The sequence below is a fragment of the Streptomyces europaeiscabiei genome, from assembly GCF_001550375.1.
In the GTDB taxonomy this organism is placed as follows: domain Bacteria; phylum Actinomycetota; class Actinomycetes; order Streptomycetales; family Streptomycetaceae; genus Streptomyces; species Streptomyces europaeiscabiei.
On sequence record NZ_LRTR01000411.1, the window covers coordinates 1 to 10,717 of the forward strand.

Here is a 10,717-nt window from a genome sequence, read left to right on the forward strand (position 1 = left end):
GCGCCGCCGCCCGCGGCGGCACCGAGCGCGAGCCCGGCACCGCCCCAGCCGATCAGCGCACGCCTCGACGGAGTACGGGAGTTCTCCGACGCAGTACGGGCGCCGGGCTCGGGGGAGTCGTCGGTGGTCATCGTCACTTCACCACGGCTGCCGCGAGCTGCGAGAGGGGCTCGGCGAGCGCGTTCACCGCGTCCGACAGCTCCTTCTGCTCCGCCTTGCCGACCTTGTCGTAGGAGACGAAGTCGTAACCCGTCCTGTCCTTGCGGTACTTGTCGAGCAGCGTGTTCAGCGCCGCGAACTGCTGGTCGAGTTCCTTCGTCAGCTCCGGGTCGTTCTCGGCGGCGACGGACTTCAGCAGCTCGTACGACTCCTCGGCGCCCTCGACGTTCGCCTTGAAGTCGACGAGGTCGGTGTGCGAGTAGCGCTCCTCCTCGCCGGTGACCTTGCCGGTGGCGACCTCGTCGAGAAGTTCCTTGGCGCCGTTGGCCATGGAGGTCGGGGTGATCTCGGCCTTGCCGACCCGCTTCTGCCAGTCCTCCAGGTCCGTCACCAGCTGATCGGCGAGCTGGGAGTCGCGGTCGGTGAGCTTGCCGTCCTGCCAGAGCGAGCGCTCCAGCCGGTGCCAGCCGGTCCAGTCCTTCTCCAGGTCCTGGCCCTCCTCCAGACCGTCCTCGCGCAGGTCGACCTTCGGGTCGATGTCACCGAAGGACTCCGCGACCGGCTCGGTGCGCTCCCAGCCGATACGGGAGGGCGCGTACGCCTTCTTCGCGGCCTCGACGTCCCCGTCCTTGACGGCCTCGGCGAACACCTTCGCCAGCGGGACCGTCTCGTCGGCCTGCCCCTGCACGTACTTGCGGTACGAGGCGACGGCCGCGTCGAGCCGGGGGTCCCTCTTGGCGACCTTGCCGCCGCCGGTGGCCTTGACGTCCTGCCGGATGCCGTCGCCCTTCATGCCGGGCTTGCAGGCGATCCGGTAGTCGCCCGCCTTCACCTCGGCGGTGACCTTCTGCTTGGTGCCGGGCCCGATGTTCTCGCGCTCGGTGACGACGCGGTCGTCCGGGAAGAGGAGGTAGACCTCGGTGACCTTGGAGCCCTTGTTCTCGATGTCCAGCTCGACGTGCCCCGCCGGGAACTCCTTCTTCGACACCTCGCACTCGGTGTCGGTCGCGGTCACCGTGATGGCCCCATCCGCGCCCGCGCTGCTCTTCTCGGTGCAGCCGGTCACGGCGGTCAGGGCCGCCACGGTCGCGGCGGCGGTGACGACGGAGAGTCTGAGGGGGCGCATTCCGGCTCCAAGGCAGTACACAGGGGACACACAGAGAAGGTGAGGCGGCCCCAAGTTATCTGAGGCTAACCTCACCAATTGCTGTACCCCCAGTGAAACCCTCCCTCCGGAGCCGTACGAGCACGGGCCGATCACGGTGACTCAAAACAGCCCCCATAGTCCGGTCAAGAGTGGGTCAAGAGATCCATTCCCCGGTCAAGAACGCGGTTTCCCGTCCAAGCATCAACTTCCTTTGTCTTTCGCGACCTTGAGATCCTTCGCGACCTTCGAGATCTTTCATGAACTCGGATGCCTTTCGCGATCTTTCTGGTTCAAAAACCCCGTTTCGGAGTGATCAGGACATCGCCGGTCCGCGGATGCCGGAACACCTCGACCGGCTGCCGGTACACCTCCGACAGCAACGCCTCCTCGAAGACCCCGGCCGGCGGCCCGTCCGCCGCGACGCGCCCGTCCCGCAGTACGGCCACCCGGTCCGCGTACGCCGCCGCCAGCCCCAGATCGTGCAGCACGACGACCACCGCGTCCCCGGCCCGCGCCCGCTCCCGGCAGACCCGCAGCACCAGCTCCTGGTGCCGCAGGTCCAGCGCGGCCGTCGGCTCGTCCAGCATCAGCAGCGGCGCCGGCTGGGCGAGCACCCGCGCCAGCGCCACCCGGGCGCGCTCACCGCCGCTCAGCGCGGAGAAGGGCCGGGCCGCGAACCCGGTGACCTCCGTGACCGCCATCGCCTCGGCCACGGAGGCGTCGTCCTCGTCGTACATGCCCGGCTGCCGCGCCCACGGCGCCCGCCCCATCCGTACGACCTCCTCCACCGTGAACGGGAACGACAGCGCCGCCGACTGGGGCAACACCGCCCGCCGCAGCGCGAGTTCGGACGCCGACCACTCGCCCACCGGCCGCCCGTGCACCCGTACGACACCGCCGTCGACCGGCAGATCCGCGGCCAGGGCACCCAGCAGCGTCGACTTCCCGGCCCCGTTCGGCCCCACCAGGGCGAGCACCTCGCCGGCGCGGGCGGCGACGCAGACACCGTGGAGCACCTCCCGGGCACCGAGCCGGACGGTGACGTCCTGGGCCTCGGCGAGGACGTCACCGGGGGCGGACGGAGGCGGCGGAGCGGGAGCGCCCGCGCCCAGCCGCCCCCGGAGAAACCCTCTTCGGGACGTCCCGCTCGTCCTGGACGTCATGCCCAGCCTCCCTGCTTGCGGCGGGTCCTGCGGAGCAGCCAGAAGAAGAACGGGCTGCCGATCAGGGCGGTGAGGACGCCGAGGGGGAGTTCGGCGGGCTGGACGATCGTGCGGGCCGCGAGGTCCGCCGCCAGCAGGACGACCGCCCCGGCGAGCGCGCTGCCCGGGATCAGGAACCGGTGCCCCGGCCCGGCCGCCATTCGCAGCAGATGCGGGATGACGAGCCCGACGAAACCGATCACCCCCGACACGCTCACGGCGGCGGCGGTGAGCAGTGCGACGACCAGGATCAGCACGACCCGCAGCCGCTCCACGTCCACCCCGAGATGCCGCGCCGGCCGCTCACCCAGCGCGAGCAGGTCCAGCTTCCGCGCGGAGAAGGGCGCGACGGCCAGCCCGACCACCGCGCACGGCAGCACCGCCAGCACCTTCGGCCACGTCGACTGCGCGAGCGAACCCAGCTGCCAGAAGGTGATCTGGTTGACGGCCGCCGTGTCCTGTGCCAGGAAGATGAACAGCCCGATCGTGGCGCCCGCGAACGCGTTCACCGCGATACCGGTGAGGATCAGCGTCACGACCTCCGTACGACCGCCCGACCGGGACATCGCGTACACGACGAACACGGTGATCAGCCCCGCGACGAACGCGAACACCGACACCGTCCAGTTCCCGAGGAACGTGATCCCGAACGCGATCGTCGCGACCGCGCCCACCGCCGCGCCCAGCGAGACGCCGATGACGCTCGGCTCCGCCAGCGGGTTGCCGAAGATCCCTTGCATCAGCGCCCCCGCACACCCGAGCGAGGCCCCGATCAGCAACGCCAGCACGATCCGCGGGAACCGCACGTTCCACAGCACCGACTCGGGAACGCGTTCGAGCTCCGCCCCGCCGAGGCCGATCCGGTGGACGACCGACGAGATCACGTCACCGGTGGGGATCGGATAGGCCCCGAGCCCACCGGCGAGGGGGACCAGGACGAGGAGGGCGACGACGAGACCGACGGTGAGGAGAAGGGGGGCGCGACGTCGCGCGGGGACGGGGGGCCGTGCCACGCGGGTCCCGGCCGCATCGCCCGCCGCCTTGCCCGCTGCCGCGCCCGCCGCCTCGCCCGCTTCCGCGGGCCCGCCGGACCTCTCCGGCTCGACCGGCTTGTCCAGTACGGTCACTTGGTCCTCTCCTGGGTGGGGTGGGCCTTGCCCGATCGCCGTCCGGCGGTGTGGTGACCTGGTACGACCCGGGGCCCGGTTGATGTTTCAATGCGGGAGTGAGCGACTTCGATGTGCTGCGGGTGTTCTGTGGACCCCGCGGCGGATACGGCAACGAACTGGGCGTCGTCCGCGAGGGCTCTTTGATGCCCGACCGCGCCGAGCGTCAGGAGTTCGCCGCCAAACTCGGCTTCAGCGAGACCGTGTTCGTGGACGACCCCGAGCGCGGTGTCATCGACATCTACACCCCCTCGCTGCGCCTGCCCTTCGCCGGATATCCGTGCGTGGGCGCGGCCTGGCTGCTCGACGTGCCCGAACTGGTCACCCAGGCCGGTGTCGTCGGGGCCCGGCTGGACGGCGAGTTCAGCTGGATCGAGGCCCTGCCGGAGTGGGCCCCGCCCCGCACGTTCCGCCAGTACGCCTCCGCCGCCGAGGTCGACGACCTGCGCGTCCCGCCGCCTGGTGAGTGGATCTATGCCTGGGCCTGGGAGGACGAGGCCGCCGGCCGTGTCCGCGCCCGCGCCTTCCCCGGCCGCGACGACGGTATCGACGAGGACGAGGCCACCGGAGCGGCGGCCCTGCAGCTGACCGCCCAGCTGGGCCGAGCCCTGAACATCACCCAGGGCGCGGGCTCCCAGCTCCTCACGGCCCCGCAGCCGCACGGGTGGGTGGAGGTCGGAGGGCGGGTGTTCCTGGAGCGGTAGGGCGCTGTCGGGAAGAGCGGTAGGGCGCCTTCGCGAGGAGCCTGGGGCGCCTCCGGGAGCAAGGCCGCACCCTGCGCTGTCAAGGGGCGCGGGGAACTGCGCGACCAGCCCCCATGAACCCGCAGCGAACAACCAACCCCCGGGCGGAGCCCTCACGCACTCAACGGAAACTCCTCCCCCAAAGCAAGAAAGACCGCGGTGTTCAGCGCGAACGCCCGCTTGCACTCGCTCACGATCCGCTGCTTCTCCAGGTCATCGGCCCGCACCCGGTCCAGCAGCTCCCGGTACCCCCGCTTGAACGCGGCCGGGTTGGTGATCTCCTCGAAGACGTAGAACCGAACCCCGTCGCCCTTCTTGGCGAAGCCCCACGTCTTCTCGGCCCGGTCCCGGATGATCTGCCCGCCCGAGAGGTCACCGAGGTACCGCGTGTAGTGGTGGGCCACATAACCGCCGGCCCAGGCGCGCGCGCACTCGGCGACCCGCGCCGCGTACGCCTCGGTCGCCGGCAGCGCCGTGAGCGTCGAGCGCCAGCCGGGGCCGCGCAGGTGCTCCAGGTCCCGCTCCAGCGCGGCCAGCCGCATCAGCTCGGGCTGGATGAACGGCCCCACGACCGGGTCGCCGGCCAGTAGCGGCGCGGCGCTCTCCAGAGCCGCGTACACGAACCACAGCTGCTCGGTGTACCGCGTGTACGCCTCGACACCGAGCTTGCCGCCCAGCATGTCGCCCATGAACGTCGTGGACTCCGCCTCGGTGTGCTGCTCGTGCGAGGCGGTGCGGATCAGCGTGGAGAACGCCGTGTCCGATGTGACCGACGCGTTCATGAAGGCCTCCGGTGCCGAAGTGAGGAAGACGAGAAGCTGACGCCATTTTCTATGGTTAGGCTTACCTAAGTCAACAGGTTCCCGACTCCCTGTCGGTAAAACCGTACCCCGGATCCCCACCGGCCCCACATGGAATCCGCGCAACGATCCGCGCAACGATCCGCGCAACGATCCGCCGCAACGAAAAGCCCGCCGTACGGCCGAGGCCGAAGGCGGGCTGACTCGTGAGGGCGTCTGATGTGGATCTACGGCAGCGTGAGGATCTCCGCGCCCGTCTCCGTCACCACCAGCGTGTGCTCGAACTGGGCGGTGCGCTTGAGGTCCTTGGTGACGACCGTCCAGCCGTCGTCCCACATGTCGTAGTCGTACGACCCGAGCGTCAGCATCGGCTCGATCGTGAACGTCATCCCGGTCTGGATCACCGTGGTGGCGTGCGGGGAGTCGTAGTGCGGGACGATCAGCCCGGAGTGGAACGACGAGTTGATCCCGTGCCCCGTGAAGTCGCGCACGACCCCGTACCCGAACCGCTTCGCGTACGACTCGATGACCCGCCCGATGATGTTGATCTGCCGACCGGGCCTGACCGCCTTGATGGCGCGGGCGAGGGACTCCCGGGTCCGCTCGACGAGCAGCGACGACTCCTCATCGACATCCCCCACCAGGTACGTGGCGTTGTTGTCGCCGTGGACGCCGCCGATGTACGCCGTCACGTCCAGGTTGACGATGTCGCCGTCGCGCAGCACGGTCGAATCGGGGATGCCGTGGCAGATGACCTCGTTGACCGAGGTGCACAGCGACTTGGGAAAGCCCCGGTAGCCGAGCGTCGACGGGTACGCGCCGTGGTCGCACATGTACTCGTGTGCGACCCGGTCCAGCTCGTCCGTGGTGACTCCGGGCGCGATGTGCTTCGCCGCCTCGGCCATCGCCCGAGCCGCGATCCGGCCGGCGATCCGCATGGCCTCGATGGTCTCGGGCGTCTGCACCTCCGGCCCGGTGTACGGAGTCGGGGCGGGCTTGCCCACGTACTCGGGTCGGCGGATGTTTCCCGGGACGGTGCGGGTGGGGGAGAGCTTCCCCGGTGCGAGCAGCGACTGGCCAGACATGCAGGCGAGTTTAACCAGCGGTGGTGGGGGACCATGTCGGTGACGACTGGTGAAGGGAACTCAGGTCATGCCCCTGTTCAAACGGCGTACGGTCGGCAAGCCCGGCGAATGGTTCTACTGCCTGGAGCACAAGAAGGTCGAAGAGGGCCCCGACTGCCCCGGCAAGGACCGCATGGGCCCCTACCCCTCCCGCCAGGACGCCACCCGAGCCATGGAAACGGCCCAGGAACGCAACGCGGAATGGGAATCCGACCCTCGCTGGCACGACGCCCCGGCCGACGGCCCGAACGCCGACTGACCCGACACGACGCCGAAGCGGCCCCTCCGGCGCCGGAGGGGCCGAGCCCCACCCTGCCCTGCAGCCACCGACGGCCCCACGGAAGACCCGTACCTGTCGCTGTGGAGTGACAGGTGGTGCCGGTGGGAAACGAGGGCGGGCGGAGCGGGGGTCCGCGGGCGGCGGCTCGTGTCAGCCGGGAGTGACGGGCGGGCACGCCTCCCGGCGCTCACGCAGCCGCACCGCGTGCTCGTTCGTCCGCACGTCGTAGGACATCAGCTGCGGCAGACACAGCGCCAGCAACCCCACCGCCCCCACGCACAGCACCCCACCGGCCCACACGGACGCCCGTACGGACGTCCACGCCGCCATGCTCCCGGCCCGTACCTGCCCCAGCTGGGGCCCGACGGAGTACGACAGCAACTCGATCCCCGCGAGCCGCCCCCGCAACTCGTCCGGAATGGTCTGATTCCACATCGCCGCCCGGAAGATCCCGCTCACCATGTCGAACGCACCCCCCAGCACCAGGAACGCCAGCACCAGCCACACATCCCGCACCAGCCCCGCCGCCATGACCGACAGCCCCCACAACGCCGCCGCCAGCACCACCATCCGCCCATGCCGGTGCACCCGGGACGCCCAACCACTCGTCAACGTCACCAGCAACGCCCCCGCAGGCAACGCCGCGTACATCAGCCCGAGCGACCACCGGGCGTCCAGCTCGTCCGCGAGGAACGGCAGCAGGGCCAGCGGCATCGCCAGAAACATCGCGGCGAGATCGACGGCGTACGTACCGAGCAGTTCCTTACGGCTCCACGCGTACCGCGCCCCCTCCGCGATGGAGCGCAACGACGGCTTCGCGGCCTCGTGCGACGCGGGGGAGGGGGCCAGGCCCACGGCCAGCGCGACCGACGCCACGAAGGTCGCGAGATCCGCCGCGTACGCCCAGCCGAGCCCCGCGTAGGCCACGACGACACCCGCCAGAGCCGGTGCGGCCACCCCGCCGACCGTCCAGCGGAGCGAGTTGAGCGAGGCTGCGGCCGGCAGATGCTCGTGCGGGACGATCCGGGGCATGATCGAGTCCAGGGCCGGCCGCTGGACCGCGACCAGCGCGGACGACACGGCGGCCACCAGGTACAACGGCCACACCAGTGGTTCCGGCAGCCACGCGTTCACCAGCAACCCGGCGCACAGCAGCCCCTGCCCGACCTCGCTCCACAGGATCAGCGCCCGCTTGTCCAGCGCGTCGGCGAGGGCCCCGCCGTACAGCCCGAACACGATCAGCGGCACGAGTTCGACCGCCCCGATCGCCCCGACCGCCACCACCGACCCCGTCAGCTCCTTCATCTGCACCGGCAGCGCCACGAACGTCAGAAAACTCCCGAAGTTCGTGATCAGCCCCGCCACCCACAGCCGTCGAAAATCCACGGACACCCGCCATGGCGCGAGATCGGGCAACAGCGCGCCCAGCCGCGAAGACGAGGAAGCCGAGGAAGCCGAGGAAGGGGACGAATCCAGGGAGGGCGCAGAGGGAGGAGGGGGAGGGGATGAAGCCGCGGAGGCTGAAGCGGGAGGGGAGGGAGCCGTGGAGGCCGGAGCGGCATCATCGGAAGCTGTCACGACGGCCCATGCTCAACCGCTCCCACCCCCGCAGCAACCGCTTTTCCCCGGCCTCATCGGCCCACGGCCCCACAACTGACCGCCCCGGCGCGACGCCCCGCCGCGCATCGTGCACCCGCTCCAGCTGGGGCTGGCGCACGGCGCAGAGGGGCGCGACGAGCACCTCGCCGGAGCCCGAGCCGCCGTATCCCCGTGACCGCGCCCACCTGACCGCCACCCGCGACCGGCGCGCACGTAAAGTCGGCCCATGACCTCTACTGACAGTGCACAGCAGCCCGCCGCGAAGGTGCCTTCGAAGGCCCCGGCCAAGGACCCCTGGGACCTCCCGGACGTGTCGGGTCTCGTCGTCGGCGTGCTCGGCGGCACCGGGCCGCAGGGCAAGGGCCTCGCCTACCGCCTCGCCAAGGCCGGCCAGAAGGTGATCATCGGGTCGCGGGCCGCCGACCGTGCGCAGGGCGTCGCCGAAGAACTAGGGCACGGGGTCGAGGGCGCGGACAACGCCGAGACCGCCCGCCGCAGCGACATCGTGATCGTCGCGGTGCCCTGGGACGGACACGGCAAGACCCTCGAATCGCTGCGCGAGGAACTCGCCGGAAAGCTCGTCGTCGACTGCGTCAACCCGCTCGGCTTCGACAAGAAGGGCGCCTACGCGCTGAAGCCGCAGGAGGGCAGCGCCGCCGAGCAGGCCGCCGCCCTGCTGCCGGACTCGCGCGTCACCGCCGCCTTCCACCACCTCTCCGCCGTCCTCCTCGAAGACCCGGAGATCGAGGAGATCGACACGGATGTGATGGTCCTCGGCGAGGAGCGCGCGGACGTCGAGATCGTGCAGGCGCTGGCGGGCCGCATCCCCGGCATGCGAGGCATCTTCGCCGGCCGGCTCCGCAACGCCCACCAGGTCGAGTCGCTGGTCGCCAACCTGATCTCCGTGAACCGCCGCTACAAGGCCCACGCGGGCATCCGCCTGACGGACGTGTAGCCGACGTCCGGCCGACGCACCCACGCCCTCGGGCATGGGGGACACTGGACGCCGTACCACTCCGTCCGACCGCCCTCCCAGGAGCCGACCCCCATGCCCCCCTTGCTCCCACCCGACCCGGCCCGGCGACTCGCCCTCTACGCCCTCATCGTCTGTCTTCTCGCCATCGCCGCGGCCGTGGTCTCCTTCAGCCGGGGCAGCTGGCTGGGTGTGGTGTGGGTGCTGATGGCCGGCCTGTCGTCCAACATGACCTTGTACTACGCGCGCAAGGCCAGGCAGGAGCGCCGGTCCGCCACCGGCTGAGCCACGCCGTCATGGACGGCCGGCCCGCGGCCGTCACATCCCGGTGAGGCAGATGTCGCTGTCCTCGCGCCAGAAGCGGTAGAGCCAGTAACCGCAGTCGGACAGCTGGTCCTCGATCCCCAGGCCCCGCATGAACGCGTCGATCACGTCCCAGAACACCCCGTTCACCGCCGGGATCCACAGCACCGCGAAGACGAGCAGCAGACCGAAGGGCGCGAGCGGCTCCACCTGGCGGCGGATCTTGTACGACAGCCAGGGCTCGATGACGCCGTAGCCGTCCAGGCCGGGCACCGGCAGGAAGTTCAGGATCGCCGCCGTGACCTGGAGCATCGCGAGGAAGGCGAGGGCGAAGAGGAAGGCCGCCGGCACGCCGTCCGTGACGCCCAGCCAGAACGGCGCGGTGCAGACGGCCGCGAACAGGACGTTCGTCAGCGGGCCCGCCGCCGAGATCAGACTGTGCTTCCAACGGCCCTGGATACGACCGCGCTCGATGAACACCGCGCCACCCGGCAGACCGATACCACCCATGATCACGAAGACGACGGGCAGCACGATGCTGAGCAGGGCGTGGGTGTACTTCAGCGGGTTGAGGGTGAGATAGCCCTTGGCGCCGATGGAGATGTCGCCACTGTGCAGGGCGGTGCGGGCGTGTGCGTACTCGTGCAGACACAGCGAGACGATCCACGCCGAGGTCACGAACAGGAAGACGGCCAGTCCGGGCTGCTCGGCGAACCCGGTCCAGGTGGCCCATCCCGTGACCGCCATGACGGCCACGATCCCCATGAAGACGGGGCTGATCCTCCGGTCGCTCCGGCGGGACGCGGCGGTGGTCATGGGGCTCCTCAGGCTCTCGGCGGACCGCGACACCTCGTCGACGGCCCTGCTGGTGTGTGCCGACGAAGTGCCGATCACTCGAATGGACTGCCCGACGGTACCGGGCGTATGCCGAAAACGTCTCGCGATGCCCTCCTGGTTCCTAGGAAGGTGGGTGCGAACGGTCGACGGTCGTACAGGAGCGTCCGACTCGATGTACCGGACACACGAACCCGACTCCGACGGAGACAATGGACCCCGTGCGCTACCGCATTCTCGGCACCACCCAGGCACTGCAGGCCGACGGCACCCCCGTCCCCGTCGGGGGCGCCCGGCTGCGCGCCCTGCTGACCGTGCTCGCGCTGCGGCCGGGGCGTACGGTGCCCGCGACCACGCTCGTCGACGAGGTGTGGGCCGTCGACCCGC

Annotated in this window: 12 protein-coding genes; 5 read left to right on the forward strand and 7 right to left on the reverse strand. The window is 70.5% G+C overall.

Features of this window, described 5'->3' with window-relative positions:
- Positions 1 to 133 precede the first annotated feature (133 nt).
- The 3 genes from efeO to AWZ10_RS19750 form a co-directional block, all read right to left on the reverse strand.
- Positions 134 to 1,285: an iron uptake system protein EfeO gene (gene efeO / locus AWZ10_RS19740; RefSeq protein WP_046706080.1), complete on the reverse strand. Its 1,152-nt coding sequence runs from the start codon at positions 1,283 to 1,285 to the stop codon at positions 134 to 136.
- A 311-nt stretch (positions 1,286 to 1,596) separates the two neighbouring features.
- Positions 1,597 to 2,469: a heme ABC transporter ATP-binding protein gene (locus AWZ10_RS19745; protein ID WP_060891710.1), complete on the reverse strand. Its 873-nt coding sequence runs from the start codon at positions 2,467 to 2,469 to the stop codon at positions 1,597 to 1,599.
- Positions 2,466 to 3,521 carry a FecCD family ABC transporter permease gene (locus AWZ10_RS19750; protein ID WP_046706085.1) on the reverse strand — a complete coding sequence of 352 codons (1,056 nt, stop codon included), beginning with the start codon at positions 3,519 to 3,521 and terminating at the stop codon, positions 2,466 to 2,468. Before AWZ10_RS19750 ends, AWZ10_RS19745 begins: the two co-directional genes overlap by 4 nt.
- Positions 3,522 to 3,733: 212 nt before the next feature.
- Here AWZ10_RS19750 and AWZ10_RS19755 point away from each other — a divergent pair, with 212 nt between their 5' ends.
- The gene (locus AWZ10_RS19755) at positions 3,734 to 4,378 is read left to right on the forward strand and encodes a PhzF family phenazine biosynthesis protein (protein ID WP_046706082.1); all 645 of its coding nucleotides are present in this window, start codon (positions 3,734 to 3,736) and stop codon (positions 4,376 to 4,378) included.
- Between the two features lie 152 nt (positions 4,379 to 4,530).
- On the opposite strand, the gene AWZ10_RS19760 is transcribed toward AWZ10_RS19755, so the two are convergent.
- Positions 4,531 to 5,199: a biliverdin-producing heme oxygenase gene (locus AWZ10_RS19760; protein ID WP_060891711.1), complete on the reverse strand. Its 669-nt coding sequence runs from the start codon at positions 5,197 to 5,199 to the stop codon at positions 4,531 to 4,533.
- A 245-nt stretch (positions 5,200 to 5,444) separates the two neighbouring features.
- On the reverse strand, positions 5,445 to 6,302 hold the full coding sequence (map, locus tag AWZ10_RS19765; RefSeq protein WP_037704623.1) for a type I methionyl aminopeptidase: 858 nt from the start codon (positions 6,300 to 6,302) through the stop codon (positions 5,445 to 5,447).
- A 67-nt stretch (positions 6,303 to 6,369) separates the two neighbouring features.
- Between map and AWZ10_RS19770 the strand changes: the two genes are divergently transcribed.
- Positions 6,370 to 6,600: a hypothetical protein gene (locus AWZ10_RS19770; RefSeq protein ID WP_037704624.1), complete on the forward strand. Its 231-nt coding sequence runs from the start codon at positions 6,370 to 6,372 to the stop codon at positions 6,598 to 6,600.
- 171 nt (positions 6,601 to 6,771) lie between these two features.
- Here the strand turns inward: AWZ10_RS19770 and AWZ10_RS19775 are convergent, their stop codons facing one another.
- Positions 6,772 to 8,097: an MFS transporter gene (locus AWZ10_RS19775; RefSeq protein WP_244172523.1), complete on the reverse strand. Its 1,326-nt coding sequence runs from the start codon at positions 8,095 to 8,097 to the stop codon at positions 6,772 to 6,774.
- 349 nt (positions 8,098 to 8,446) lie between these two features.
- Between AWZ10_RS19775 and npdG the strand changes: the two genes are divergently transcribed.
- Entirely contained in the window at positions 8,447 to 9,175 is a 729-nt protein-coding gene (npdG, locus tag AWZ10_RS19780) for an NADPH-dependent F420 reductase (protein WP_046708383.1), read from the forward strand.
- A 93-nt stretch (positions 9,176 to 9,268) separates the two neighbouring features.
- On the forward strand, positions 9,269 to 9,478 hold the full coding sequence (locus AWZ10_RS19785) for a hypothetical protein (RefSeq protein ID WP_046708384.1): 210 nt from the start codon (positions 9,269 to 9,271) through the stop codon (positions 9,476 to 9,478).
- 33 nt (positions 9,479 to 9,511) lie between these two features.
- On the opposite strand, the gene AWZ10_RS19790 is transcribed toward AWZ10_RS19785, so the two are convergent.
- Positions 9,512 to 10,312 carry a site-2 protease family protein gene (locus AWZ10_RS19790; protein WP_046708385.1) on the reverse strand — a complete coding sequence of 267 codons (801 nt, stop codon included), beginning with the start codon at positions 10,310 to 10,312 and terminating at the stop codon, positions 9,512 to 9,514.
- A gap of 230 nt (positions 10,313 to 10,542) precedes the next feature.
- Between AWZ10_RS19790 and AWZ10_RS55755 the strand changes: the two genes are divergently transcribed.
- Positions 10,543 to 10,717: AfsR/SARP family transcriptional regulator (locus AWZ10_RS55755; protein WP_425264500.1), on the forward strand; the 175-nt coding region annotated here is incomplete at its 3' end.

What these genes read in the sequence shown, in the direction of transcription:
- AWZ10_RS19790 (WP_046708385.1), bottom strand. Translation starts at nt 10,312, where the DNA reads ATGACCACCGCCGCGTCCCGCCGGAGCGACCGGAGGATCAGCCCCGTC.
- AWZ10_RS19785 (WP_046708384.1), top strand. Translation starts at nt 9,269, where the DNA reads ATGCCCCCCTTGCTCCCACCCGACCCGGCCCGGCGACTCGCCCTCTAC.
- efeO (WP_046706080.1), bottom strand. Translation starts at nt 1,285, where the DNA reads ATGCGCCCCCTCAGACTCTCCGTCGTCACCGCCGCCGCGACCGTGGCG.
- map (WP_037704623.1), bottom strand. Translation starts at nt 6,302, where the DNA reads ATGTCTGGCCAGTCGCTGCTCGCACCGGGGAAGCTCTCCCCCACCCGC.
- AWZ10_RS19760 (WP_060891711.1), bottom strand. Translation starts at nt 5,199, where the DNA reads ATGAACGCGTCGGTCACATCGGACACGGCGTTCTCCACGCTGATCCGC.
- AWZ10_RS19770 (WP_037704624.1), top strand. Translation starts at nt 6,370, where the DNA reads ATGCCCCTGTTCAAACGGCGTACGGTCGGCAAGCCCGGCGAATGGTTC.
- npdG (WP_046708383.1), top strand. Translation starts at nt 8,447, where the DNA reads ATGACCTCTACTGACAGTGCACAGCAGCCCGCCGCGAAGGTGCCTTCG.
- AWZ10_RS19745 (WP_060891710.1), bottom strand. Translation starts at nt 2,469, where the DNA reads ATGACGTCCAGGACGAGCGGGACGTCCCGAAGAGGGTTTCTCCGGGGG.